The sequence below is a fragment of the Flavobacterium sp. HJSW_4 genome (assembly GCF_042436695.1).
Taxonomy (GTDB): Bacteria; Bacteroidota; Bacteroidia; order Flavobacteriales; family Flavobacteriaceae; genus Flavobacterium.
Window position 1 is genome coordinate 1 of the sequence record NZ_JBHNPP010000028.1, and the last position, 25,016, is coordinate 25,016.

Annotated in this window: 25 protein-coding genes; 8 read left to right on the forward strand and 17 right to left on the reverse strand. The window is 31.8% G+C overall.

Annotated features, from left to right (window positions below; translation table 11 throughout):
* Positions 1 to 238 precede the first annotated feature (238 nt).
* From ACE01P_RS20030 to ACE01P_RS20080, 11 genes are all read right to left on the reverse strand, one after another.
* Complete coding sequence (locus tag ACE01P_RS20030) at positions 239 to 1,591, reverse strand: GH1 family beta-glucosidase (protein ID WP_379700805.1); 1,353 nt, start codon at positions 1,589 to 1,591, stop codon at positions 239 to 241.
* A gap of 430 nt (positions 1,592 to 2,021) precedes the next feature.
* A complete protein-coding gene (locus ACE01P_RS20035) occupies positions 2,022 to 2,435 on the reverse strand; it encodes a hypothetical protein (protein ID WP_379700806.1) in 414 nt (137 codons plus the stop codon).
* Positions 2,436 to 2,731: 296 nt separating this feature from the next.
* A complete protein-coding gene (locus tag ACE01P_RS20040; RefSeq protein WP_379700807.1) occupies positions 2,732 to 3,619 on the reverse strand; it encodes a hypothetical protein in 888 nt (295 codons plus the stop codon).
* 4 nt (positions 3,620 to 3,623) lie between these two features.
* Positions 3,624 to 4,892, reverse strand: a complete 1,269-nt coding sequence (locus ACE01P_RS20045; protein WP_379700808.1) for an ABC transporter permease — start codon at positions 4,890 to 4,892, stop codon at positions 3,624 to 3,626.
* A 3-nt stretch (positions 4,893 to 4,895) separates the two neighbouring features.
* Positions 4,896 to 5,291: a hypothetical protein gene (locus ACE01P_RS20050; RefSeq protein ID WP_379700809.1), complete on the reverse strand. Its 396-nt coding sequence runs from the start codon at positions 5,289 to 5,291 to the stop codon at positions 4,896 to 4,898.
* Between the two features lie 14 nt (positions 5,292 to 5,305).
* Positions 5,306 to 5,563: an excalibur calcium-binding domain-containing protein gene (locus tag ACE01P_RS20055; RefSeq protein ID WP_379700810.1), complete on the reverse strand. Its 258-nt coding sequence runs from the start codon at positions 5,561 to 5,563 to the stop codon at positions 5,306 to 5,308.
* A gap of 7 nt (positions 5,564 to 5,570) precedes the next feature.
* Positions 5,571 to 5,795: a DUF4236 domain-containing protein gene (locus ACE01P_RS20060; protein WP_379700811.1), complete on the reverse strand. Its 225-nt coding sequence runs from the start codon at positions 5,793 to 5,795 to the stop codon at positions 5,571 to 5,573.
* 93 nt (positions 5,796 to 5,888) lie between these two features.
* The gene (locus ACE01P_RS20065) at positions 5,889 to 6,047 is read right to left on the reverse strand and encodes a hypothetical protein (protein WP_379700812.1); all 159 of its coding nucleotides are present in this window, start codon (positions 6,045 to 6,047) and stop codon (positions 5,889 to 5,891) included.
* 141 nt (positions 6,048 to 6,188) lie between these two features.
* The gene (locus ACE01P_RS20070) at positions 6,189 to 6,857 is read right to left on the reverse strand and encodes a response regulator (RefSeq protein ID WP_379700813.1); all 669 of its coding nucleotides are present in this window, start codon (positions 6,855 to 6,857) and stop codon (positions 6,189 to 6,191) included.
* Between the two features lie 6 nt (positions 6,858 to 6,863).
* The gene (locus tag ACE01P_RS20075; protein WP_379700814.1) at positions 6,864 to 8,558 is read right to left on the reverse strand and encodes an ATP-binding protein; all 1,695 of its coding nucleotides are present in this window, start codon (positions 8,556 to 8,558) and stop codon (positions 6,864 to 6,866) included.
* A gap of 54 nt (positions 8,559 to 8,612) precedes the next feature.
* Positions 8,613 to 8,804: a hypothetical protein gene (locus ACE01P_RS20080; protein WP_379700815.1), complete on the reverse strand. Its 192-nt coding sequence runs from the start codon at positions 8,802 to 8,804 to the stop codon at positions 8,613 to 8,615.
* Between the two features lie 379 nt (positions 8,805 to 9,183).
* On the opposite strand from ACE01P_RS20080, the gene ACE01P_RS20085 reads away from it, so the two are divergent.
* On the forward strand, positions 9,184 to 10,191 hold the full coding sequence (locus ACE01P_RS20085; protein ID WP_379700816.1) for a hypothetical protein: 1,008 nt from the start codon (positions 9,184 to 9,186) through the stop codon (positions 10,189 to 10,191).
* A gap of 126 nt (positions 10,192 to 10,317) precedes the next feature.
* Positions 10,318 to 10,734, forward strand: a complete 417-nt coding sequence (locus ACE01P_RS20090; RefSeq protein ID WP_379700817.1) for a lipocalin family protein — start codon at positions 10,318 to 10,320, stop codon at positions 10,732 to 10,734.
* A gap of 100 nt (positions 10,735 to 10,834) precedes the next feature.
* Here ACE01P_RS20090 and ACE01P_RS20095 read toward each other — a convergent pair whose 3' ends face one another.
* Positions 10,835 to 14,854, reverse strand: coding sequence for a PAS domain S-box protein (locus ACE01P_RS20095; protein WP_379700818.1), 4,020 nt, complete (start codon positions 14,852 to 14,854; stop codon positions 10,835 to 10,837).
* A 12-nt stretch (positions 14,855 to 14,866) separates the two neighbouring features.
* Positions 14,867 to 15,313 (reverse strand): response regulator, encoded by a 447-nt coding sequence (locus ACE01P_RS20100; protein WP_379700819.1) that lies wholly within the window; start codon positions 15,311 to 15,313, stop codon positions 14,867 to 14,869.
* A 502-nt stretch (positions 15,314 to 15,815) separates the two neighbouring features.
* Between ACE01P_RS20100 and ACE01P_RS20105 the strand changes: the two genes are divergently transcribed.
* Positions 15,816 to 17,261, forward strand: coding sequence for a glycosyltransferase (locus tag ACE01P_RS20105; protein WP_379700820.1), 1,446 nt, complete (start codon positions 15,816 to 15,818; stop codon positions 17,259 to 17,261).
* Between the two features lie 78 nt (positions 17,262 to 17,339).
* Here ACE01P_RS20105 and ACE01P_RS20110 read toward each other — a convergent pair whose 3' ends face one another.
* A complete protein-coding gene (locus ACE01P_RS20110; RefSeq protein ID WP_379700821.1) occupies positions 17,340 to 18,044 on the reverse strand; it encodes an AAA family ATPase in 705 nt (234 codons plus the stop codon).
* Positions 18,045 to 18,073: 29 nt separating this feature from the next.
* The gene (locus ACE01P_RS20115) at positions 18,074 to 18,805 is read right to left on the reverse strand and encodes a YggS family pyridoxal phosphate-dependent enzyme (RefSeq protein ID WP_379700822.1); all 732 of its coding nucleotides are present in this window, start codon (positions 18,803 to 18,805) and stop codon (positions 18,074 to 18,076) included.
* 193 nt (positions 18,806 to 18,998) lie between these two features.
* On the opposite strand from ACE01P_RS20115, the gene ACE01P_RS20120 reads away from it, so the two are divergent.
* Positions 18,999 to 19,262, forward strand: coding sequence for a DUF2024 family protein (locus tag ACE01P_RS20120; RefSeq protein WP_379700823.1), 264 nt, complete (start codon positions 18,999 to 19,001; stop codon positions 19,260 to 19,262).
* Between the two features lie 209 nt (positions 19,263 to 19,471).
* Here the strand turns inward: ACE01P_RS20120 and ACE01P_RS20125 are convergent, their stop codons facing one another.
* Positions 19,472 to 20,881 (reverse strand): PLP-dependent aminotransferase family protein, encoded by a 1,410-nt coding sequence (locus ACE01P_RS20125; protein WP_379700824.1) that lies wholly within the window; start codon positions 20,879 to 20,881, stop codon positions 19,472 to 19,474.
* Between the two features lie 164 nt (positions 20,882 to 21,045).
* Between ACE01P_RS20125 and ACE01P_RS20130 the strand changes: the two genes are divergently transcribed.
* The gene (locus tag ACE01P_RS20130) at positions 21,046 to 21,621 is read left to right on the forward strand and encodes a Crp/Fnr family transcriptional regulator (protein WP_379700825.1); all 576 of its coding nucleotides are present in this window, start codon (positions 21,046 to 21,048) and stop codon (positions 21,619 to 21,621) included.
* Positions 21,622 to 21,623: 2 nt separating this feature from the next.
* Here ACE01P_RS20130 and ACE01P_RS20135 read toward each other — a convergent pair whose 3' ends face one another.
* A complete protein-coding gene (locus ACE01P_RS20135) occupies positions 21,624 to 22,016 on the reverse strand; it encodes a DUF4345 domain-containing protein (protein ID WP_379700826.1) in 393 nt (130 codons plus the stop codon).
* Between the two features lie 166 nt (positions 22,017 to 22,182).
* Here ACE01P_RS20135 and ACE01P_RS20140 point away from each other — a divergent pair, with 166 nt between their 5' ends.
* The 3 genes from ACE01P_RS20140 to ACE01P_RS20150 all read left to right on the forward strand — a co-directional run bounded on the left by ACE01P_RS20140 (position 22,183) and on the right by ACE01P_RS20150 (position 24,995).
* Positions 22,183 to 22,695 (forward strand): hypothetical protein, encoded by a 513-nt coding sequence (locus tag ACE01P_RS20140; protein ID WP_379700827.1) that lies wholly within the window; start codon positions 22,183 to 22,185, stop codon positions 22,693 to 22,695.
* Positions 22,696 to 23,097: 402 nt separating this feature from the next.
* Complete coding sequence (locus ACE01P_RS20145) at positions 23,098 to 23,691, forward strand: RNA polymerase sigma factor (RefSeq protein WP_379700828.1); 594 nt, start codon at positions 23,098 to 23,100, stop codon at positions 23,689 to 23,691.
* 155 nt (positions 23,692 to 23,846) lie between these two features.
* The gene (locus ACE01P_RS20150) at positions 23,847 to 24,995 is read left to right on the forward strand and encodes a FecR family protein (protein WP_379700829.1); all 1,149 of its coding nucleotides are present in this window, start codon (positions 23,847 to 23,849) and stop codon (positions 24,993 to 24,995) included.
* Positions 24,996 to 25,016: the final 21 nt, after the last annotated feature.

The window sequence follows — 25,016 nt, forward strand, 5'->3', positions numbered from 1 at the left end:
CCTTTCTTTTGAAAACCCCATCCAATACGGATGGGGTTTTCTGTTTTAAGGATGTTTTGGGAAATCAATGGATAAGATATCTAAAAACTCTTTTGCAATGAAAAGAAATAAAGAAAAATTATATCTCAAGTAATGAAAAAGGCTGTCTATAGACAGCCTTTGATAAGAATAAGAAATATTTGCTTGTACTTGTGAATGATGTTTTTAAAAGTTCTTATTTTGTAATAGCATTTTTATCTTATGATAAAAAATCTTTAAACCACAATCCAGAATTTTTGATGGTTCTTTTTTGTGTTTCAAAATCGACATGTATTAAGCCGAAGCGAGCATTGTAGCCTTCTGCCCATTCAAAATTATCTGTTAATGTCCAGACAAAATAGCCATGGACATTTAAACCGTCTTTTTTGGCTTTTAAAATCTGTTCTAAATGATCCTGAATGTAATGTGTGCGTTTTATGTCATGAACTTTTCCGTTTTTTATAGTATCAGGGAAAGCAGCGCCATTTTCAGTAATAATTATCTTTCGAATTCCATCGTATTGATTAAATTTTTTAAGAACATGATACAATGCTGGCGGGTAAACTTCCCATCCCATATCAGTTGAAATTACATTCCTTTTTTCAGCGCTCATCAATTCAGCGCCAATGTAAGGAGTAAGTATGGAGGATTTTACAACTTCTCTTGTATAGCATTGCAAGCCAATAAAATCGAAATCGAAATCAAGATTATTTAAATCGTCTTCTAAAATGTAATTGTTAAGTTTTTTAAGAACAGGAAGATCTTTTTGTGGATAACCCAATCCTAAAATTGGTTCTATAAAAGTTCTATTTAAAAGAGTATCAACACGTTTTGCAGCTTCGATATCTTTTGCGTTTTCTGTTGCAGGTTCAATATGCGTACATGAAAATGTTGTTCCGATATTGGCATTAGGAATCTGTTCTCTAATTATTTTGGCTCCAGCAGCAGTTGCGAGCGTAACATGATGCATCGCTTTTAGATAATTGGTGATTCCTTTTTTGCCTGGTGCGTGAATTCCTAAAAAATAACCTGCTCCAGTAAAAACAGAAGGCTCGTTGATTACCATCCAGTTCTTGACACGATCACCAAAGTACTTTATGCAGACTTCAACATAATCTTTGAACCAAGAAACAGATTCTCTGTTTGTCCAACCTCCTTTTACTTCGAGATCGTGCGGTAAATCCCAGTGATAAATTGTTATCCAAGGTTCTATTCCAGAAGCAAGTAGCGAGTCTATGATTTTATTGTAATAATCAATTCCTGCTTGGTTGATAGGATGAACTCCAGTTGGCATAATTCGTGGCCAGCTGATGGAAAATCTAAAATTAGGAATATTTAGCTCTTTAATTAAGTTAATATCGTCCTGATAGTAGTTGTAGAAATCGCAGGCAGTTATGGCATGATGGCCGTTTTTTATTTTTCCTTTTTGAGAAGTAAAAACATCCCATATAGAAGAACCTTTTCCATCAGAATCATGTGCGCCTTCAATTTGGAAAGCGGCGGTTGAAACACCCCACAAGAAATCTTCACCAAATTGGTTTTTATTCAGAAATGAGCTTTCGACTTTATTCATTCAATCGTATTTTCCTTTGTAATTAAGCTATTTATTAATGTAAAAAGGACGATTGCATTGCTCTTAAGAAAAGCCATTCTTTGAAAGATACTAGAAAATTTAGATTAAAGAATTTCATAACTATTAGTTTTATATCAAATTAAGAAAACTAATGTGAATTTATTGTAAAGTGATTATTATCAAATGTTTAAAAATTAAAATGGAAGGATTTTAGTCTTCCCATCCGCATAAAGTTAAACCATAACTTTGAGCTTCTTTGAGAGTTGTTTTTGTGATTCCATGACTGCATGAGCTTAAGCCTCGACAATTTTCATTATAATGATATTTCTTTGCTCCTCTTGGTCCGCAAATAAAAATGTTATTTTCTGGTGAACTAAAAGATGTACAGAAAACGAATACTACGAGTAAAGTATATTTCATTAGTTTATTTTTATTTGACAATTAGACTGTATTCGTTTCCTATTTTATCGGTAGCTTTTAGTTTTCCATAAGAAACCCATTCTGTATTGATTTCTAGTTCTGGAATACTATCTGTTATTAAAATTCCAGCACCATATTTTCCTTCTGTATTTATGTTTCCAAAAACAGAATCGCCTTTTATATTTACTCCTTTAACATGATAGTTGTACTTATAATGTCCGGGATGTCCTGTTCTGTATTCGTACTTATATGTTGAATTTACATGATATGTTTTAGCTTCTTCTGCCGTAATAGTTTTACGATCGTCTGGTGTGACGACACTTTTGTAAAACGAATTTACTTGTGATAGTGGCGGTGGAGCATCGGTTTTTTTGCAAGAAAATATAAAAAGTAATAAAAATAGAAGAGAGTAATTTTTTTGCATAGGCGTTTCGGTTTAGAGTTAAAAACTTTTAGAGTTTAATTGCGATAAATCTAATTAGAATTAAATTCTTTTGAATAAGTACTTATACTGGATTTAGTTCTGTTTAGTAAGGAGCTACGGTTTCTAATCGTTCTTTTTAAGATTGATAAATGCCATTAATACGAGTAATGGTAATTTTAACTTCGGTTTTATTGAAAATTCATAATGTTGGAGAATTTTAAAAAGAAGTTTTCTTAGAATTGGACTTTAATGGAAAAAAGAGGACAATGAAGTTCCTCTTTAATATGTAATATTTTTTAAATAAAGTCTTTAATGATTTTATCCATGTTAGAAGGGAGGTCAGCATTTTTAATTTCGAAATGTTTTACTTTCATTTCAGAAAGCCATTTAGTCCAATAAGCTTTTATAATTTTTTCTTCAAATGGATTGTTCTTGCTTGGATTTATTCCTAAAACTAAGACTTCAAGATTAGATAAATTGGCGTCAATTTTAATGAAACCAAAATTTTCTTTGTCAAATTTTTTCTGCCAATCATTCTTATTTAGGCCATTTTGTTTAATTAACTGTGGCGTTAAGTAACTGGATAAATTTCCATCTTTAATTTGTGTTCCATCATAAAACATATATCCATCAGTTAAAATAATTAAGATGTTTCTAAAACCCTTTTCAATACATTGATCTTGTACTTTACTGTCAAAGAAATTCCAAATATCTGAACCAATGTATTTATCATCTCTGATTGCAGACTCATAAATTGTTGCTGTATTTGAAGAATAAGTATTATTAATAGAATTAAGGAATTTTTTTGAAGCGTTGTTTTTATCTACAGAAATTTTCAATTGCTTTGAAATAGAATTAATTTCAGGATTTTCAGGTTCGGGATTAAAGAATAATTGCATTCTGTCATCAATTTGCCTCAGTCTTTTTGATTTTAAATGCTCTGTAAAAGCTTCAGAAACCGATTTTATATATCCTAAATCTCTTTGGTATATTTCCATAGTAGGATTTGGATTTTTTTGGAGGCTTATTCTATCTGATAAATCAACAAGAATGCTGATGTTATAATTTTCTGAAACCGAATTTTTAACAGCCGTTTCTTTTTCTTCATTCTTAGTTTCCTCTTTACAAGAAAAAAATAAAATTAGTAATAAAGAAAGTGAAATTTTGAGTAAAGTATTTTTCATAATGTTAGTTTTTAAAATACACTAGATGTTGAAAATCAGGATCAATTAAATTTAATCTTCCGAGATGTTCTTCAGATAAATTTTCGCAGTTTTCCAATAGTTCCACTTTCTCTTTATGAGGTAAGGCAATTTCTGTATTGATTGCCTGAAACCATCCTTCTTTGTATTGATGATGATAATGCAGATATTCTTTTACAGGAAAAACAAAGCCATCGATTTTCAGCTGAAGTTCAGATATTTTGCCATTTACAGTGACAATCTGCTCTTTAAAACCATTAATCTTGTTTATGTAATCAGCTTTAAGTTTTTCTAGGTTTAATAAATTTTCTTTCTTGCCTCTTATAAAAGCTCTGATTTTATCAATGTTTTCAAATTCTTTCATTACAAAATCAAATACAAGCCCCCATATAATATAAACAACAAAGCCTGCAAAAATAATCATCCAGAATTCTGGCTCCCCCAAAGCAATGTTTAGATTGTACGGAGATGATTCTGTTGTTTTATTAAACTCGTATATTTTTTTCTCAATGATATAAGCCAAAAGAGAATCAAATAAGAAAGTTATAGCAAAAAGAGCTGCGAGTCTGAAAATGTTTTTTATTCCTTTTCCTTTTTGAACCATGTGAATTACATAACCTAATCCCATAAAAACAAACGGAATCGTTACAACCAAAACTCCTTCAAGCCAACTTGCTTTAAAAGCATTTGTAAATGCGTCGGCATCGAAAATTGCTGCTGTTAAACTGTCATTTGAAAATTCCTTGAAAAAAGCAGAATAAGAAGCCGAAATGTAGAAAACCAAAACATATAATGTAATTGGAAGCAAAAGAATCAAACCAATGTAAAATTGAGCTTTAAGGCCTTTTCCTTCTTCAATTCCGTATTTATCAGGATTCCGTTTTACCTCGATAATTTCGTTTTTAATCTGATCGATATTTTCATTGATATCCTGCTCTTTTTTCTCAAAAATGCCAATTGCGGCTTCAGATTTTTTGAGCTCGGTTCTATTTTTTTCCTGTTCTTCGCGATACGGTTGTTTTAGCCTATCTTGTTCCATTTTTTGTTTTCGGCATTGATCTTCAAAACTCATATATAAATTTTGGAGACATGCTTTTAAAACAATCGGTTTTCCAGTAGCTTTAACCGATGCGGCAAAACCGCTTTGATAATACGTTATTCTAATTTGTTCTCTATCTTCTTCATTTTCTTCTAAAATTTTAAAAGAAGAATCTTCAGATTTTTTTAAACTAAATAATTGTGTTAGTGGTTTCATAACTTAAGCGTTTAGTTGACTAATAATTTCTTCTTTTCCAATGTTTTTCTTTACACAATCAATAAGATAGTCAGATAAATCATTGATATTTTCTTCGATAAAATCAAATTTTCTACAATACTTTCGTAGCATATTTAATTCGTCATCAGTAATTTTTCCATCTGCCCAAATAATTCTGGTAAGATCATACAGATATTCAATTTTTGTATTTAAGGCTTCTGGGGCTATAAATTCGGTATTGACAGGGTTTAGAAAAAGTTTATCAAGTTCTTCTTTTGGAATCCCTCTTTCATCTGCAAAATGATATAGCATTTGAAGCTCTAATACATTAAATTGATCATCAGATAATGCCATTTGATATAATCTCAAAAAGTGACTTTTTAGTTCTAGTGTTATCATGTTTAAAGGGTTATTTATTTTAAAGATTCACACGCTTTTCCATCTCCATCTGCATCTAGATTTTTGTAACAGCTTTTGTTGCTGTCAAAAGTTTTTTGAGCATCAGCTTGACTTTTAAAATCGGCGCAAGTTTTGGTAGGACAATTTGAGCTTGATCCTGAATTAGAACTAGAAGTTATTTCAGTTGAATCTCCTGAATCTGAACAAGAAATTATAATGCCTGTGAATGTTAATAATGAAATAGAAATTGCTATGATTTTTTTATGTTTCATGATTAGATTATTTTAAATGATAAATTAAAAATGCGAGAAGTCCTGTGAAGGCAAATAGAACAAGGCATCCGCTGTTTTGGTATCGCACTCCTGGAATACCTGTTTTAGTAGAATATCCATTTTTACTAAAAGTTCCTATTTTGGTTCTTAAACTTGGAGAAATTCCAGATTTGCTTACGTTTAATCCGAGTCCGCCTCCAAGTTTTATTCTTTTTTGAAATCGAAAGCCCATAATTTTTTAGGATTAGTTAATTAAAGATTTTCTTATTGTTGAAACTTCTATAGACATATCCTTAATTCTCACGTCAATCGAAGTTGAAAACAATTATTTTCTTTTTTTGTAGTGATTATTAGTGCTTGAGTTTTTGTATTTCCCACCTTTATGAGAACTACCTTTTCCACCTTTGTAATGACCACTTTGAGCTTCGATACTTCCTCCTAATACTAAGAAGAATAAGCTAAATAAAACAGCTAATTTTTTCATGTTTTTAATTTTAATTGATTAATAATCCAAAAGTAAAACCAATCAAAATCAATATTTTACGGAAATCCATAATCGCTAAGATTTAGATTTTAGAAATAAAAAAAGCTCCCGAAGGAGCTTTAAAAATGAAGTAATAAGAATTTAAATAATCCCCATATCTTTTGTTATAGAAACGAGATGAATCGTATTATTAGCCTTGAAAAAATCTTTTAGTTTTGCTAATCTTTTTTCCATGGCACTTTTACTATTTGGTTTTGTATCGCTGTTTTTAAAAATTTCAATAATTTCATCTTGAGATGTACCAGCAGACAAATATTTTAGAATTTTAATGTCAACATCATCTATTTCATAATTGCCTTTTTCCTGAAGTGCAGAAGCTACTTCTGGAGAAATAAAATTTTTATCAGAAGTCGAAATTAATGTAATGGCTTTTTTGAGGTCTTCTATACTGTTTCTGCCTTTTAAAACAAAAGCATTAATTTCAGAATTGTCAAAAAGTGATTTTATGCGAACATTTTTATCTTCAATAGAATAAGCAATAATTTTAATATCAGGCTGAAGTTCACGAACTTTCTGAATTAGCTCATCTCCACTGCCAATTTTTACTTCACGATGGTCTTTTTTAAAGGAAAGATCACTAATCAATAGATCATAAGGTTCATTATCCTGAATGGCTTTTCTTATTTTTAGAAAGGCATCATCACAATATTTTGCGTGTTGAAAATTGACAATGTCAAAATCATTTAAAGTTTGTTTTACGGCTAAATTGAATTCTTCGAAATCCTCGGCAATAATTACTTTTTTAAACATAGGCTTTTATTTAGGCATTGTTATTTTTACTTTAAAACCTTTATCAGGTTCAGTATCAAAAGTAATAGTTCCTTTTAAGGACAAAATACGGTTTTCCATATTTTGCAAACCATTTTTTATAATTTTTGATTTTTCACAGCCTTTACCAATATCGCTGTAATCAATAAATAGAAAATTTGAGTTTGAATTAAATTTTATTGATACTACAGAAGCGTCACTATGTTTTTTCATATTAACCATTAATTCATGTAAAACTCTTTGAATGGCAATTTTTTTCAAATCCTCAACTGAATCCCAATTTACTTTATCAACGCCATTAATGATAATGTTTGTTTGACTGCTATTATAAGTTGAAAGCATTTCTTTTAAATTACTCGGATAATTTACGCCAGTATCGATATCATTATTTTCTCGAGAAATTCCTCGAACTCGCGAATAAATATTATCTAATTTTTGAATTAAATTTTCTTTCGTGCTTTCATTTTCTAATGACTGAGTTTGTGTAAAAGTAATGGTATTGAAAACGTCATTTGCCAACTCATCATGAATGTCTTTGGCAATTCTGGTTTCAGTGTCATAAGCTGTTTTTAGTTTTTCAATTCGATTTCGGTTTTGATAGAACTTTCTCAAATAAAGCAATAATAGAAAAAGAGATACAAAACCAATTAGAAAAAAGATTTTTTGATATTGTGCTTTTTGAAGTGCAAGTAAATTTTCAGCTTTCTCTAAGCGAAGTTTCTGGTTTTCGTCTTTTTCTTTTTTAGAATCATATTTTATTTTGGCAAATTTATTTTTAAAATTGTTTCTAACTTTTATAATGCTGTCATTTAAAGAAACATACCTTTTTCCATATTTGACATCAGATCCATTAGAAATAAGAAACGATAATGCTCTCAAACGTTCATCAATACTATTAAGCTGGGTAGCAATTTCGTAAGCTTTTTTTGCTTTTTCATTTGATTTTTGAATATCAGTTTGAGAATAAAATTCTGCGAGATGAAGATAGCTTTCTATACTTCCATACACATCTTCATTTTTTTTTCTTAATTCCAGGCTCTCATTCATTAGTTGAAGCCCTTTTTCATTTGAGCCTTTTTTATAATAAGCAAATCCAAGATTGTCAATTACTCTTGCTTTACTTTTTATAAAATTATCGAATGCTTCTGTTTCTAAAATTCCTTCTAGAATTATAATAGCTTTATCATATTTTTTCTGTTTAATATAGACAACAGCAATATTATTGAGAGGAGATTGTTTATCGATCTTATTTGGTGTAACTTTTATAGCCTGATTGTAGTAAAAAATGGCATCATCATAAATGGAAAGTTCTTTATCGGCAATTCCAAAGGAATTGTCTATTGCAGACTTATAGCTATTGTTAATTTTTGAATAAGGGAGAGCTTCTGTTAAGGTTTCTTTACTCCCATAATAATCACCATTTATTTGTTGGATGTTTGCCATCCGAATTAAATTGTAGACAATATTTGTGCTGTCTTTAGAAAATTCAAAAGCAATTTTTGATTTATTAAAAAGGTAAAAAGCATTGTTGTAGTTGCTCTTCAAGAATTGATCTGTCGCTTTTTCTTGTAGAAGTTTTGCTTCTTTTTTTGTTTCATCACCTTTGATTAATACGTTTGTTTTCTCCTCACAGGAAATGAAAAGAAGAAAGATAAGAATATAAAAAAACGGGGATCGTAGCATAAATCGTACTTTCCCCGAATTTAGTAATTTATTGAAAGCAACAAATTTTATTTGTTACTTTTTTGGTGGAGTAATATTAGTTTGATCATCCCCAGGACCAGGATCAGGCTCGCTTGCTTGTCCTTCTGTAGGAACTTCTTTTTTTACTTCAGATTTTTGTTCCGCAGATTCTAATTCGTCAGCTGAGCAAGAGAATAAACTAATTGATAACAGCGCGCACGCTCCCCATAAATATAATGTTTTCATTTTTTTAAAATTTAAAAGTTAAACAGAGGGGTATTGCTGACTGGATTCTTTCCAGGTTGGTTAATGAATGGCAATACCAAATTTTGTTTGGGAAGTGAAGTGCGTAGAACAGTAAGATTTTCATCTATACTTCCCGGAATAAAATCCGTCTTACGGTTTTCCGCACTTGGTACATGAACTAGTTTTGTACATTTGCTTTTGACCTGCAGATCAAAGCGATAACTAATTTTGTTGAGGCAAAGTAACAACCGTTTTGAGCCTGTATTGACCAGAAAGTCAGGAAAGTCGAATGTTTTTTTTGAAAGTCAGAAGAAGTTTCAGAAAGTCACAAAAAGTTGAATAAAGTACTTTATAAAAAGTTTTAAAAAGTCAAAAGCCTATGCCAAACTATACTTTTGAAGATTATAAAAAAGCGATTAAAGCTAAATATGAAGAGGAGAAGAATGGGGAATATTCTAATAATTTGAATTCTCCAACATCCGCAAATCTTAGAAATTTGTGTATGAAAAGATTTGAAACAAATAATAGTAAAGATGACTTAATTACTTTTAAATCATTTTTTGATTTTCCATTTGATAGGGATAATAGAAATCTTTATGGAGAAATTGAGTTAAATAAATTAACAGCAGTTCGAAGATTTCTTTTGAATGTAACTGAAAGTCCTGCGGAAGATACTGTTCAATTAGCAGCAATATTAGTAGATCTTCAGCCTAGACCTTTTAAAGAGTTTCAAAAACAACTTGATCCAGAAGAAGTAAAATTAATAGATGAGTTAAGAGATACTGAACATCATAAGAGTGATTTTTTTTCTGATGCTTTAATTGACGAGGCAGTAAATGAAAACTTTCCTGATTTAAAAAATGAAGAATCTGAGAAAGATAAAAATGAGGAAGTAGATCAAGATGAAGCTGAAGAAATAGAACAAGATGAAAATCAGAGTTGGGAAACAATTCCGACAGGTATAGTAGATGTTTCACCTCCTGCTAAGGGAGGAGGAAATAATGTGGTAAAATCTGGATTTAAAAGATATTTAGTAATTGCGGCTTTTCTTGCAGCATTAAGTTTTATCATTTATTCAAACATTTCAAAAAAAGATTGCATGCAATGGACGAATGATCATTATGAAAAAATAAATAAATCTGATGAAGGCTATTGTGATACCTATTATGATGCTAGATATTTCAATTTGAAAAAGATCACAGTATGCGATACAACCAAATTTTTTGATGATAAAGGTGCAGCAAAAGTGTTCTATATTAAAATTGGAGATTCGATACAGTGTTATAATCAATTTGCTCCTTATCCAGAAAATACACAAAGATTCTTAAAGCCAATTACAAAATATATGATTGATACTTACTTATCAGATCTACCAAAATGTAAATAGTTATTAAAAACCAAAACGGGCTTAAAATGCGATTTATGTAAGATTATCCTAAAATCATGGAATTATTTGTAAGTATATACTTTTAATTTAGCATTATTAAATTAAATTAATAAAAAACAAATCAACATGAAAAATAAAAGCATATTATTCGTATTAGCCTTAAGCGCGGGAATGTTCGTAACCTCTTGTAGTAACGACGATAATGAAGGAGAAACAATAGTTCCAATCCAAGGGAAGTATAACTTAAGCCAAACTGGAACAATTGTTAATGGGCAGGAAGTATTAATTGATGCACCAGAAAATGCCGCAGGATGTAACAGAGACTATTTAGATTTAAGATTAAGTAATGCAGCAGTTATTGGTGACTACAGTGGTTCTGACTGTTCTTTGACAGAAACTACAGGTACTTACGTAAGATCTCATAACGATTTGACTATCACTGTTGGAAATATTAGTTCAACAAGTGACATCATGAACCTTACTAATAAAGAACTAAAAATTAAAGACAAAACAACTGGTGTAATTACTGTTTATACTAGATAAAAAAAATGTTTTGAGATAATTTCAAATTCGTTTTGAAATGGAAAACGGAAACTCCAATTAAGAAGTTTCCGTTTTTTTATTATTTCAAATTTGAAAATTTTTAATTTACAGGAATATAAATATCAAAAGAAGCTCCTTCGTTGTGAATGCCAGAAGCTGTAATGATTCCGTTATGATTTTCTACAATTTTCTTTACAATTGCCAATCCGATTCCGGTGCCGTTGTAGCGATCTCTGCCGTGGAGACGCTGAAAGACTTCAAATATTTTTTTGTTGTATTGTGCCTCAAAACCAATTCCGTTGTCTGAAACTTTGATGTGGCAATATTTTTTAGCTGGAATCAGTTTTTCTTCTGCTAAATTTTCGCCTAAAGCAATTTCGCTAGCAATTTTAATTACAATAGGAATTTCAGGATTTGAAAATTTTAATGAATTACTGATCAAATTGTATAGCAATTGCTTGAACTGAAACGGAATAATATCAACTTCAGAAGTCTGTCCGATTTCAATTACAGCACTTTTTTGTTCTAATTCTTCGGTTAAATCTTCTTTTACTTCTTTAATAATTTGGCTAAGATCTGTTTTTATAAAAATTCGTTCTTGACTATTCGTTCTCGAATACGCCAATAAATCATTTATTAAAGTCTGCATTCGCTGTGCAGCATTCTGCATTCGTTTAAATTTATCTTTTCCGTTTTCTGATAAACTTTCCGATTCTTTTTCGATAATCTGCGAAGCAAAAGTTTGTATTTTTCGAAGTGGTTCCTGCAAATCATGACTCGAAATATAAGCAAATGACTGAAGTTCCTTGTTCATTTCTTCGAGTTCATTATTTTTCTGCTCTAGTTCGAGTGCATTCATTTTTAATTTATCATCGGCTTTTTTTCTTTCAGTTAAATCGTGCGTTACTTTAGAAAAACCAATAATATCACCTTTTTTATTATGAACGGCCGTAATAACAACGCTTGCCCAAAACAAACTTCCGTTTTTACGCGAACGCCAACCTTCATGAATAACTTTTCCTTTTTCTCTTGCAAGCTCCAAAAGTTTTTCAGGCAATTTTGCTTTTTGATCTTCTTCGGTATAAAAAATAGCAAAATATTTTCCGATGATTTCTTCTGCTTTGTAACCTTTGATTTTTTCAGCTCCAACATTCCAATTCTCTACAATACCTTTTGAATTTAAGTAAAGAATGGAATATTCTTGAACTTCTTCGACCATTAAATGATAACGTTCTTCACTTTTTCGAAGCGATTCATTAATCTGAATTAATTCTCTAGTTCTGGCTGTAACTTGTTGTTCTAGTTCGTGCGTAAAGGCTTTTTCTGTATGAATATCGGTAAAGGCGCCAACCCATTTTATAATTTTATTGTCAAGTCCAAAAACAGGTTCGCCAATAACCGTGTGCCATCTATAAGAACCGTCTTTCCTATGCATTCTCACATCACAACGATACATTTCTCCTGTTTTAAGTGCGTGTTGCCAGACTTTTACATTTTCTTCAAAATCATCTGGATGAATCATTTTTTGCCATGAACCTTCAATTCCTGGTTCAACGCCAGTATATTCGAGCCATTTTCCTGAGGTGAAAAGTGAATTTCCTTCTGCATCAGTTTCCCAAATTAATTGCGGAATACTTTCTGTAAGTGAACGGAATCTTTTCTCGCTTTCTTCGATTTTTTTTCTCGCTTCGACTTTTTCTGTAACATCAATAAGCGTCATTCTGATTCCAGAAATCGAATTATCGCTTTCGCGGAGCGGTGCAAATTCAAAATCTACATAAAATTGATTGCCTAACTTTTCATTTTTAATGTAAAGCAAAGACTCAGATTCAGCATAGACATTTCCAGATTCGTAAACTTGTTTTAGCAAATGTCCATATTTCTGACTTTTGAGTTCTGGGAATATTTCTAATATTTTTTTTCCTTGAACTTCACTTTCTTCTTTTTTCCAAATATTACTTAAGAGCACAAAATTGGCCATTTCGATCACAAAATCATTTCCGCGCAAAATGGCTTTTGGAACAGGCGACTGCATGATAAGATTTCGCAGTTTCTTTTCGCTTTCTTCTATTTTTTGCTGATATTCTTTTTCTTCGGTAATGTCGCGAATCGTTCCAATTAGTTTTTCAGGTTGATTATTTTCATCATAGAAAACTTTTCCTTTTGCTTCAACCCAATGAATCGATTGGTCTTTCCAAATTACACGAACTTCATAATTTAGTAAGCCTGATTTTAGAGCTTCTTTAAAACCTTTATCTCTAGCATTTGCATCATCGGGATGAAGATGTGTTAATAATTCCTGATGAGTTAATGATTTATCATTGGTGTAACCGCGAATGATTTCCAAATATCTATCAGAATAGGTAAAATCTTTATTTTTAACATTCAATTCCCAAGTTCCTAATTCGCTGGCCTCGACCACAATTTTAAGACGATCTTCGTTGAGTTCGACTTTTTTTCTGGCTTCCACTTTTTCGCTTACTTCGGTAACTGTAACCAAAATTCCTGAGATTGTTCCATCTTCTTCTTTTAGAGGATGATAAAGAAAGTCGAAATAAGAAGTTTCGATTTTTCCATATCGATTTAAAGGAACAGGAACTTCAATTCCGTGAAAGGGAATTCCAGTATTTAAAACACTATCTAATAAAGCGCTAACGGTTTCTTTTACTTCCGGAAGAGAATCATACAATGGTCTTCCAACAAAATTTTCTTCTGTTCGGTCAACAAGTTTAAGATAAGCTTCATTGGCCATTTCTGCCACATATTCTGGACCGCGCAAAATTGTAATACCAACAGGGGCTTGCCTTACGGTATTACGGAAACGTTTATCGCTTTCTTCAATTTTTTGTTTGGCTAAATATAAATCGGTAATATCTACAGCTGTATTCATTACGCCGTAAATTTTGCCATTTAAATCAAACAAAGGCGTAAAACTGTAATTGAAATAAGATGTTTTTAAAACATTGTCTACAATAATATCGATTCTGGTATTTTTTGAATGGAAAGATTGTCCTGTTTCATAAACGGTTTCGACTTGTTTGAAAATAGGTTCGTTTTTTAATTCGGGAAGAATTTCTGTGTATGTTTTTCCAATTACATTGGGACCTTTTCCCCAAACTTTAATTATAGATTCATTTGCCAGTTCAATACGCATTTCTTTCCCCACATAAACCGCAATCGGAAAAGGAGCATTTTCAACCAGTTGTCTTATTTTTTGTTCACTTTCTTCGACTTTTGAACGAGCCAAAACTTGAGCGGTAACTTCTGTCGCGATTGCTGCAACGCCAGAAATAGTGCCGTCTTTTTCGCGTAAAGCTTCGTAAACAAAATTGATATAAGTATTTTCAGTTTGTCCATTTCGATTTAATTGGACAAAATGTTCATCTGTAGTAATTTTTTTTCCGTCTCTAAAAACGCTATTAAGAATTTCATCAAAACCTTGTTTTTTAAATCCTGGCAGAACTTCAAAAATAGGTTTGTTAATTATATTTTCGGCTTTTGTTTCCCAAAGTTGAAGCATTTGTTCGTTGGCGATTTCAACAACATGATTTTCGCCTCTAAAAATACACATTGCCACAGGCGCCTGCATAATGTTATTGACAAATCGTGCGTTACTTTCCTGTAAAGCGTCTGAAACAATTTTCTTTTCGGTAGTTTCAATAACGGTAACCAGAATTCCACCAATAGATCCGTTTTCTGTTTTTATTGGACTATAGGAAAAATCAAAAAAGCAATCTTCGGTATAACCATTTCGGTCGAGTTGAACTTTAAAATCAGGAAAACTTACGGCATTTCCTTTCATGACATCAGAAAACATAGGGCCAATAGTATCCCAGATTTCACTAAATGTCTCTCGAGAACTTATACCTAAAGCTTTTGGATGTTTAGAAGCGCCAAGAATAGGACGAAAAGCATCATTATACAATTGTGTATAATTTTCTCCCCAAGCAATGTACATTCCAAACGGATTGCCCAGCATCATTGCTGTCATTGTTTTTAAACTCTGAGGCCAATTTTTAGGATCACCAAGAGGTGTTTTGCTCCAATCTGCAGAACGAATTAAATTCCCCATTTCTCCTTCTTGGGAAAAAAAATAATGTTCCTCTTGTTTGCGGTTCATTGCCAAAGTAGATTAAGGTTGCAGTATGAAATGGGCTCTTTCGGGCTGTTTGAAATTATTTTCGGATGCAATGTTGAGTGCTTTTTCTATTACATTTTTGAGTTTAGAAAATTCACCAGGTTTTCTAATATAAAAAGAAGCGCCTTTTTGGTATAATTTATCTACTATTTCGCTGTCTAACGAAGTAGAGAAAATTATAATGGCCAGGTTTTTTAAGTTTTCGCTATCTTTTATTTCTGCTAGGCATTCCAGACCATTTTTTCTAGGCATGTTTAAATCCAAAAAAAGAACATCTGGAAGGTTTGAAATATTTGTTTTTAAATAATCCATCAATTGTACGCCGTCGTGTACCATTGATAATGTGGTGCTGATTGCGATTTCGTCGAGAGCTTCTTTAAAGAAAAGGCAGTCATCTTCGTCGTCATCAGCCAATAAAAGATAATAATGCTCTTTAGTCATTTTTTAGTCTCCTTAATTTAGAGTTTAAGTTTTGTTTCGATAAATTTAACTTTTTTAAGTAAGACTTCTAGTTTTTTTATGAAGAATGTTTTTTAAAAGAGGAAAAAAAGAATAAAATAGAATTGATTTTTTATCGAATACAATTTTAATTTAATAATTGCGTTTTATTAATTCTTGCAGCTTTTTGTTTTAAAAAGATTGCTCTTCGAGATTCCAATTTCTTTATCAAATAGAAGAAGAAAATTGTGTAAACCCTTCTAAAATCTCGCTTTTCCCATTCAAATTTTCACCATTTTAGTGTATACTGTTTCCTAAAAGTGTGAAATAATTACACACTCTTTTTTATCTCTGTTTTTCTAAATGGCTCTATACCAGTTTAAAACCGTATTGGCATGCCGCTTGTAAATTGTGTTAGTGTCAAAATCTCAGATGTGTCCGTTTTTTGAAAGGAAGAAGATTTTGCTAAAAGCCAAATTAAAGAAATTAAAAAAGGAGTATAAGCATGGAAAGCGAAACAATTATCTCAGACCAATTTTATGCGAACAGCAGTTCAGCAATCAGCAAAAAAACATTAAACGGTTCTTTTTTTAGAACCAATGAAAAATCAGAAAAAGTACATGTAGAAAGGCCAACAAGTCCTTTCGGATTAACAGTTCTTATTGCAACATTTTTATTATTAATTGCAAGTGTCGTTGTGGTATTTCAATTGCAAGACGATTTCGAACAATTTCATTTTGAAAGAATTGCTTCGTATTGGGGATTACCATTTTTGATCATCACAACAATTTTATTTTTCTATCAAACAGGAGTTTTCTTGTACAGCTCTTATTTGTATTTAACATATAAAGCAATTCCATCAGTATCAGACGATTTATTGCCAACTTGTACGATTATCGTTCCAGCATACAATGAAGGAAAACTAGTTTGGGATACTTTATTGAGTCTTGCAGAAAGCGATTATCCAGCAGAAAAATTACAGCTTCTAGCTATTGACGATGGAAGTAAAGATGATACTTGGTACTGGATGCAAGAAGCAAAAGCAAAATTAGGAGATCGTGTTACGATTTTTCAACAGCCTAAAAATCAAGGAAAACGTCAAGCTTTATACAGAGGTTTTAAATTAGGAACAGGAGAAATCTTTGTAACTGTAGATAGTGATTCTATTGTGAAAAAAGATACTTTAAGAAACTTGGTAAGCCCATTTGTTGTAAACAAAAAATGTGGTGCAGTTGCAGGAAATGTTCAGGTTTTGAACAACAAAAAAGCAATTTTACCAAAAATGCTTAATGTAAGTTTTGTAATGAGTTTCGAATTCCAACGTTCTGCAGAAAGCCAATTAGGTTCTGTATTGTGTACGCCAGGAGCTTTGGCAGCGTACAGAAGAGATGCAGTTTTTAACTGTCTTCCTGAATGGATCAACCAAACTTTTATGGGACAACCATCAGATATTGGAGAAGATCGTGCTCTTACAAATATGATTTTGAAACAAGGTTTTGAAGTGAAATTTCAAAGAAATGCAGTTGTATTAACCAATGTTCCAGAAGAATACAAAGGATTATACAAAATGTTCATTAGATGGGCGAGAAGTAACGTTCGTGAAAATCTGATGATGGCAAAATTTGTTTTCACTGATTTTAGAAAAGAATCAAAATTTGGACCTAGAATGCTGTTTTTAAATCAGTTTTTCAAAATTGCAATGACGTATCCGTTCTTATTGTTTATGTTCTACTTTATTGCAGTTCACCCAATATTATTCATTAGTTCAACATTGGCAGCGATCTTAATATTCTCAACATTTTCTATGTTGTTTTACGCAAAAAGATATACGCTTGCAGAATCATTCTGGGCATATTCTTACAGTGTTTTCTACACTTTCAGTTTATTCTGGATTACGCCTTATGCCATTGCAACTGCCAACAAAAAAGGCTGGTTGACTAGAGGACTATAAATTTAGTACACTATTCATTCTATTATATAAAACTCCGCCAAATGAAAACCCGCTGTTAGTGTCAGCGGGTTTTTCTTTTTATTTAGAATCCAAAGCAGCAATAATCTGCCTTTTCATCTTAGTATTGGTATAATCTAAAGCTTCGGCATAAGAAATAGAATATTTTCTTTCTATGTTTTGAAAATGTTCTGGAAAGGTGCTTAAAACTTTATCGTAATAAATATTGAGCTGTTTTTCTAAAGGCATTTCATATTTCAAACGAAGCTGAAATCTTCGCAATAAAGCGCTATCTATTATTTCATAATGATTCGTTGCGCAAATCAATAAACTGTCAGAAGGGAAATAATCAAAAAGCTGAATGATGGTATTTACTAAACGCCTCATTTCGCCAACATCTTTATCGTCACTGTCACGGCTTTTTCCGATTTGGTCAAATTCATCCAAAAATAAAACAGCTCTTTCGCGAATCGCTTTATCAAAAATTGCTTTTAAGTTTTTAGAAGTTTCGCCAATTCTAGAATCAACAACAGTACTTAGATTGACAATGATAATCTTTTTATTTAAAGTATTGGCAATCGCTTTTGCTGTTGTCGTTTTACCGCAGCCAGAGCTTCCGTGCAGTAAAATTTTATTGTCAACTTTAAGATTGTATTGCTTTAATTCTTCGATATATTGATGCTCTTTGATAATCTGAAGCAAAGCAGCTTTATTTTCATCACTAAAAAATAAATCGTCTAAAGCAATTTTTTCAGTATCAATTACGGTAAGATCATTCAGGTTCATCTGTTTTTAATTTGCTGTAAAATTAAGTTTTATTCTGCAATGTTTTCGTTCCAGATTTCTTTTCCTAAAAAACGATTTCCGAAGATTGAAGTGCCAATTCTCACCATATTAGAACCTTCTGCAATGGCAAGTTCTAAATCTTGAGACATTCCCATAGAAAGTTTTAAATCTTGTAAACCTTCAATTCCTTCCGAATAAATTTCATCTCGAATGGTTCTTAAAAGTCGTAGAGACGGAATCATTTTTTCTTTTTCAACATCTAAAAGTCCAATGCTCATTAAACCTTTAATATTTAAAGTGTCGTAAGTTTTTATTTTTTTGATGAATGATAAAACGTCTTCTGGCGCTAATCCAAATTTGCTTTCTTCGTAGGAAGTATTCACTTGAACAAAAACATCCAATTTTCTATTTTGGTTTTGAAGTTGTTTATGCAATTCATCAGCCAAATTAATTCGGTCTAAAGATTGAATGCAAGTCACATATTTCAAAACATCTTTGACTTTATTGGTTTGAAGATGTCCGATAAAATGCCGTTCAACAGGAAGATTTCTCAAAATATCATTTTTATCCCGCAATTCCTGCATTTTGTTTTCGCCCATTAAAGTCTCGCCAGCTTCTATTGCAATTTTAATTTGCTCTGCTGGAACAGTTTTAGTGGCCAATAAAAGCTGAACATCAGCAGGATTTCTGTCCGCAATCTTACAAGCATTTTCGATGCGTTGATGCACTTTAATTAAATTAAAAATAATATCGTTTTTCATATCGCAAAATTAAATCTAAACCACAAATTCATACTGGACCAGTATCTTTCAAAAAATGAAAAAACTGGATGATTTACAGCTTCCGAACTCAACATAAATTTGCAGAGTAAAATGAAGTTTTTAAGTTTCTGAGATTCTAAAAAAGAAAAACTTAGAATCTCAGCATCTTAGCAACTTAGAACCTTAGAAAAAAATGAAAATAGCAGTTTGGGATACCTACGTAACCCGCAAAGACGGAAAAATTATGCACTTTGATATTTTGGTTGATGAAAATGTTAACGATGCAGAACAAGTTTATGAATACGGAAAATTATATCTGAAAAGCGTAGATCAGGAAGGACAAGCTTTATCTTCTAAAGAATGTCGTTTCTGCCACATTGATAAAGCGCCAATTGAAGTAGAGAATCAAGTTCGGGAGAATGGTTTTTCTATTATTGAAATGGAAAATTGCAATTAATTTATTTAAACACATAGAGACATAGTTTTTAGAGAGTTAAAAAGGCCTTTCACTTTCATAAATACACATAGCTATGTGTAATGACGAGTCATTCTATTTTTATCTTTTCAATAAATATAAAATCTATGTTTCTATGTGTTAGAAAAGAGGTTTTGGTTTCGCTCAGCCAGACAAACTTTGTGTCACCCTGAGCGAAGTCGAAAGGTTTTTTAGAGCAATTTAGAAAGCGCTTTTACACCTTCTTCCAATTGTTTTTCTGAAAGGGAAGCATAACCCAAACGGAAACCTTTTATCGTTTCATCAAAACTAAATCGATCTGGACTCATGATTTGAATTCCTTGAGATTTTAGTTTTTCGAAAATTTCTAAAACATTAATTTCTGTTTTTGGAACAATCCAAAAGGCAAGTCCGCCTTCGGGTTTTGTGAATGTGATTTTGTCTTGAAGATATTGATTTAACAAGCTTTCAAAAAAATCTCGTTTGCTTCTATAAACTAGATTGGCTTTTTTAAGATGACGCTTTATTTTGCCTTCATTAATAAGATTTAAAATCGCTTCTTCCATAATATTATCGCCTTGAACATCAATGATTTTTCTATGATTTCCTATCTTCTGAATGTTCTCGTGCGAACTAGCTAAATATCCAATACGGAGAGCTGGAGCAACAATTTTGCTGAAAGTGCCAATATAAATATAGTTTTTAAGACCCGAATAACTCGAAATCGGAAGAATTGGTCGTTGCCCAAAATGAAATTCATTATCGTAATCATCTTCAATAATCGTAAAATGATATTGATTGGAAAGTTCAATAAGTTTCAAACGCTTTTTTAAAGACAAAGGAACCGTTGTTGGAAACTGATGATGTGGCGTAAGATAAATCGCTTTTATATTTTTATGATGCAGATATTTTTCGACTTGATCGATATCCAATCCGTCCGATTCTACATTTACAGGAAGTAGAGTTGCGCCAGCATTTTCAAAAGCTTCCCAAGCAGGTTTGTAGCCAGGATTTTCGACCAAAACAAAATCGCCCGATTTTAAAATGCAATGTGAAGCTAGATACATTGCCATTTGACTTCCGCGCGTAATGCAGATTTGATCGTGAGAAATGCTCATGCCACGTTTAAAATTCAGCATTTGAGCGATCGATTTTCTAAATTCTAAATTTCCCAATTCGCTGCTGTAACCCATAATTTGCCAGCGCGATTTTCGGCTGAATAATTCGCGATATGCTCTTGCCAAATCGTTCATTGGAGCAAGGCGGCTGTCAGGAAGTCCGTCATCAAAAACTAAAAAACTTTTAGGCTCTTCAATTACAATATTTTGCTCTTTTTTATTTTCTGACGAATGATTGATTTTCGGAAGAGAATCGGTTACAAAAGTTCCTTTTCTATCAATTGTAACGAGCCAGCCTTCTGCAATCAAAACATCTAGAGCTTCTACAACGGTATTTCGGTTTACTTTCAGTAATTCAGCCAATTGCCTGCTTCCTGGAAGTGCATTTCCGCTGACTAATTTTCCTATTTTTATAGCATCAATTACGGCATCTGCAATTTGCAAGTAAATGGCTTTGTCTGATTTTTTATCTATTTGAATTTCTAATGGCCAAGGTCGAAGCATCTGGACTGTTTTTGTTTTGTAATTAAAAATAATCTGCTAGTCCAAAAATACAATAATTATAAATTGAAAATACTTAGAAAATATATTTAAAGAAAAAACTAACTCAAATTCAATACTTTAAAAGGGTTTTGTTATTTTTAAAATGAAAACCTTCAATCATTATTATGAACAATCTGCTTAGAAAATTTTTAGAACAATTCAACAGATTTAAACCTGCTGATATTGATTTAATTATAGAAAACACCACAATCGAAATTTTTAAAAGAGGAGATTTTGTCGTGCTAGAAGGGCAGGTGAGCGATAAATGTTATCTAGTTTTGAAAGGCTGTTTGAGGCAATTTAAAATGATTGACGGCGCAGAGAAAACGTCTGGTTTTTTTATCGAAGAAATGCCTTTGGTAATTTATTCGAGCTATCTTGACGGAAAACCTTCTGAATTTACGGTTCAATGTCTTGAAGATACGATTTTGGTAAGCGGCACTCGAGAAAAAGAATTAGAAATGCAGTTAAAAAGTCCGATTTTGGAGCATATTACTTCATTAATTATGGTTTCAGATTACAGAAAAGCAGAACGTTATATTGCTTTGTTAAACAATTATAATCCTGAAGAACGTTATCTGAAATTCATGAAATCGAATCCTAATTTTTTAAACCGAATACCGCTCGTTCATATTGCCAGTTATTTGAGCATTACACCAGAATCGCTAAGCAGAATTAGAAAAAGAGTTGTTCAGAAATAATTTTATTCTTTGTTTTTGAAATAAAAAAGGGAACAAATAATTCCGATTGCAATTTCTGAAATTGCAGCGTTTAGAATTGTTTGACTTGGCATTCCATCAATAATTATGGAATACAAACGAGAAAATCCATAAGCAAAATAGAGTAAAATTGCCGTTTGCAAGGAAGTTTTAGTCATTGAAGATTTGAATGCGCCTAGAATAATTACAGTTCCAAAAGCAATCAAAGTTCCTCCAGAAGCACGAATTTCACTTAATAAACTAAAATCATTTTTATTGAGATGAATATTAGCGGAAGCTTCAAAAGCAATCGGAAAAAATAAAAGGGCAATTCCGATGGAAAAACCAATGAGTCCGACAACAAAAAGTAAAATTTTAAGAGAGATTGATGATTTCATAAAAATTAAATTTGAGTTTATAATGTTCAAATGTAATGGCTATGAAAACCTTATGACCTTGACTTAAGATAAGAAATCGAGGTTTGTTTTGGTAGAATATTTTGAAGTGATTTTCTATTTTATATATTTATGCCAGAATATTTTAGCCAAAAACAAACCACAATCTATGAAACAAAAATTAACCATTTTATTTTTTATCCTCGTGACCGCAGGATACGCCCAAGAATTGAAATACGGAACAGGAGGAACAGTTTATGATTCTAATGGAAAAAAAGTAAACTCGACAAATGTTCGAATCTTAATGTCTGACAATCCTGAAGCTTTGCACAAATATAATGTCGGAAGAACTAAAAAATCTTTTGGAAACGGTCTTTTCTATGGAGGATTAGCCATGATTACTACGAATGTTTTGGTGGCAATGAATACAGATGATATCAATTCTACTGGATCATCGCAATATCCTCAAGTTTCTTCAGATCGCTCGAACATGACTTTGGCGGTTTTGGGCGGAATTTTGGTTGCGGCTTCGATTCCGATAAAGATTGGTTATCCAAGAAAAATTCGCGAAGCTATCGGGAGATACAATAGTGCGCTGCCTCCAACTTATAGCGAAAATAATGATATCCAAACTGCTATTGTAGCTTCTAACAATCAATTAGGACTCAGAATTACATTTTAAAAATTTATAAAAAGTATAAAAAATCTGCTGTAGAAATTTCTAAAGCAGACTTTTTTATTTAATAATTGTTGAGTTAAAAAAAGAAGGGTAAGAAATTTTAATTCAGATTTAAAGAAATTGGCTACGTCATTTTTTTGAAATTTAATAAAAATACAATTTTAACTTAACCAGAATTTGAGTTTGAGATTTTGAAAAATTCATTTTATTTTAAATCTGAATCTTACTAATGTTTAAAAAAGAGGCTTGTTTTAGCTGTGAAATTAGACTTTTTTTAAAGTTAATCTGCTGTTAAAATTAAGATTTATTGCGGAATCAAGTCGCTGTTGTGAAGAACAAATTAGGATAATTAACGAAATTTATTAAGTTTGTTGCGAATTATTCAATTCCTTTAATCAACCATCATTGCTAACTTCCACATTAAATCAGGATCAAATTTTAATTGATCGTCTTCGTGACGGCGATGAGTCTGCGTTGACAGAATTGTATAATAAATTTTGGCAGGCGCTTTTTATGTCTGCTTACAATGTGATTAAAGACAAAGAATTGTGCGAAGATATTATTCAGGATATTTTCATGAACATTTGGCACAATCGAGAAAAAATCGAAATTCATATTTCGCTAAAAGGTTATATGTATGCTTGCGCGAGATATCAGGTTTTTAATCATTTGAGAAAAAACAAAGACAAAGTTCATGTCGAACTTTTTGATGATTTAGAAAAACGTTTCTTATCGACTACTCCAGAAACACAGTTGATGCACGACGAATTAGTGCAACAATTGAATGTAATTATCGAATCGCTTCCCGAAAAATGCCAAGCTGTTTATAAACTAAGCCGCGAGGAACAGCTAAGCCACAAAGAAATTGCCGAACGACTTAATATTTCTACAAAAACAGTCGAAAACCATATCACGAAAGCACTCCATACCATCCGATCTTCTATGGGTGAAAGTATGAGTATGGCGATGATTTTATGGCTCACAAAAAATATCTTTTAGCAAAATAAAATGCAGTGATTGGGTTGATGAGGTGTGAGTTTTCTTCTTTTTTAAGTCTTTTTCAAAAAAAAATCAAAAAAAATACCATTTGGACTAGGGGGTACATTCCTTTTTGGTTACTTATCTCATATACTCCCGAAATAATACAATAAAAAATGAAAAAAGAGGATTTCTTACTGTTACTAAATAGATATCTTTCCGGTGATACCAATCTCGAGGAGAATAATAAATTATTAAATTATTACGAAAGTTTTCAAACAGAAAATGATTGGGACGAAGCCTTGGGTTCTAAAGATGAACTAGAATCTAAAATGAGAACTCGTCTTCAAAATGCCATTCAATCTGAAGAGGATCAGGTACTACGAATTCAACCATTTTATACTAAAACGGCTTTGAAACTCACTGCAATGGCAGCTTCGTTGTTGCTTCTGATTTCGATTTCATTAATTGTAAATAAAACAAATCCGCTTAAGATTGAAACGCCGCACGTGGCACACAAAGAAATTTTGATTGGAAGCGATAAAGCCACTTTGACTTTAGAAGACGGTTCTGTAATTGCTTTAGAAAAAGGAAAATCATATAGTGAAGGAAATGCGTCGAGCAACGGAGAAAAATTAGTTTATAATTCTAACGGAGAAACGGCAGCAATTGCCAATAATCTTTTAACGATTCCGAGAGGAGGACAATTTTTTGTTCAATTGGCAGACAGCACAAAAGTATGGCTGAATTCGGAATCGCAATTAAGATATCCGGTTGCTTTTGTTGATGGCGAAACCAGACAAGTAGAATTGGTTTACGGAGAAGCTTATTTTGAAGTATCGCCAAGCACCAAACATAAAGGTTCGAGATTTAAAGTAAAAACCCAAGAGCAGAATGTTGAGGTTATCGGAACGGAGTTTAACATTAAAGCTTACCGAGACGAACCTGCAATTTATACCACTTTGGTAAAAGGAGTTGTGGCGGTTAGCAATACGGCGAAAAAACAAGTCTTAACTCCAAACCAGCAATCTAAAATAACAGAGTACAACGGAAATATTGCAGTTGCAGAAGTTGATGTTTACAATGAAATTTCTTGGCGAAAAGGATTGTTTGTTTTCAAAGGAATGCCTCTAAAAGATATTGCAAGAGTGTTGTCAAGATGGTATGATGTTGATATCGTGTTTGCAGATCCAGCGCTTGGCAATGTTAAGTTTAATGGGGTTTTAAATAAAAATCAGAAACTAGAAGATATATTAACCACGATCAAGAATATTAATTTTATTAATGCCTATGAGAAAAAAGACAATAAGATTATAATAAAATAATAAAAAGAAAAGGGATTAAAG

What these genes read in the sequence shown, in the direction of transcription:
- ACE01P_RS20030 (WP_379700805.1), bottom strand. Translation starts at nt 1,591, where the DNA reads ATGAATAAAGTCGAAAGCTCATTTCTGAATAAAAACCAATTTGGTGAA.
- ACE01P_RS20035 (WP_379700806.1), bottom strand. Translation starts at nt 2,435, where the DNA reads ATGCAAAAAAATTACTCTCTTCTATTTTTATTACTTTTTATATTTTCT.
- ACE01P_RS20040 (WP_379700807.1), bottom strand. Translation starts at nt 3,619, where the DNA reads ATGAAAAATACTTTACTCAAAATTTCACTTTCTTTATTACTAATTTTA.
- ACE01P_RS20045 (WP_379700808.1), bottom strand. Translation starts at nt 4,892, where the DNA reads ATGAAACCACTAACACAATTATTTAGTTTAAAAAAATCTGAAGATTCT.
- ACE01P_RS20050 (WP_379700809.1), bottom strand. Translation starts at nt 5,291, where the DNA reads ATGATAACACTAGAACTAAAAAGTCACTTTTTGAGATTATATCAAATG.
- ACE01P_RS20055 (WP_379700810.1), bottom strand. Translation starts at nt 5,563, where the DNA reads ATGAAACATAAAAAAATCATAGCAATTTCTATTTCATTATTAACATTC.
- ACE01P_RS20060 (WP_379700811.1), bottom strand. Translation starts at nt 5,795, where the DNA reads ATGGGCTTTCGATTTCAAAAAAGAATAAAACTTGGAGGCGGACTCGGA.
- ACE01P_RS20065 (WP_379700812.1), bottom strand. Translation starts at nt 6,047, where the DNA reads ATGAAAAAATTAGCTGTTTTATTTAGCTTATTCTTCTTAGTATTAGGA.
- ACE01P_RS20070 (WP_379700813.1), bottom strand. Translation starts at nt 6,857, where the DNA reads ATGTTTAAAAAAGTAATTATTGCCGAGGATTTCGAAGAATTCAATTTA.
- ACE01P_RS20075 (WP_379700814.1), bottom strand. Translation starts at nt 8,558, where the DNA reads ATGCTACGATCCCCGTTTTTTTATATTCTTATCTTTCTTCTTTTCATT.
- ACE01P_RS20080 (WP_379700815.1), bottom strand. Translation starts at nt 8,804, where the DNA reads ATGAAAACATTATATTTATGGGGAGCGTGCGCGCTGTTATCAATTAGT.
- ACE01P_RS20085 (WP_379700816.1), top strand. Translation starts at nt 9,184, where the DNA reads ATGCCAAACTATACTTTTGAAGATTATAAAAAAGCGATTAAAGCTAAA.
- ACE01P_RS20090 (WP_379700817.1), top strand. Translation starts at nt 10,318, where the DNA reads ATGAAAAATAAAAGCATATTATTCGTATTAGCCTTAAGCGCGGGAATG.
- ACE01P_RS20095 (WP_379700818.1), bottom strand. Translation starts at nt 14,854, where the DNA reads ATGAACCGCAAACAAGAGGAACATTATTTTTTTTCCCAAGAAGGAGAA.
- ACE01P_RS20100 (WP_379700819.1), bottom strand. Translation starts at nt 15,313, where the DNA reads ATGACTAAAGAGCATTATTATCTTTTATTGGCTGATGACGACGAAGAT.
- ACE01P_RS20105 (WP_379700820.1), top strand. Translation starts at nt 15,816, where the DNA reads ATGGAAAGCGAAACAATTATCTCAGACCAATTTTATGCGAACAGCAGT.
- ACE01P_RS20110 (WP_379700821.1), bottom strand. Translation starts at nt 18,044, where the DNA reads ATGAACCTGAATGATCTTACCGTAATTGATACTGAAAAAATTGCTTTA.
- ACE01P_RS20115 (WP_379700822.1), bottom strand. Translation starts at nt 18,805, where the DNA reads ATGAAAAACGATATTATTTTTAATTTAATTAAAGTGCATCAACGCATC.
- ACE01P_RS20120 (WP_379700823.1), top strand. Translation starts at nt 18,999, where the DNA reads ATGAAAATAGCAGTTTGGGATACCTACGTAACCCGCAAAGACGGAAAA.
- ACE01P_RS20125 (WP_379700824.1), bottom strand. Translation starts at nt 20,881, where the DNA reads ATGCTTCGACCTTGGCCATTAGAAATTCAAATAGATAAAAAATCAGAC.
- ACE01P_RS20130 (WP_379700825.1), top strand. Translation starts at nt 21,046, where the DNA reads ATGAACAATCTGCTTAGAAAATTTTTAGAACAATTCAACAGATTTAAA.
- ACE01P_RS20135 (WP_379700826.1), bottom strand. Translation starts at nt 22,016, where the DNA reads ATGAAATCATCAATCTCTCTTAAAATTTTACTTTTTGTTGTCGGACTC.
- ACE01P_RS20140 (WP_379700827.1), top strand. Translation starts at nt 22,183, where the DNA reads ATGAAACAAAAATTAACCATTTTATTTTTTATCCTCGTGACCGCAGGA.
- ACE01P_RS20150 (WP_379700829.1), top strand. Translation starts at nt 23,847, where the DNA reads ATGAAAAAAGAGGATTTCTTACTGTTACTAAATAGATATCTTTCCGGT.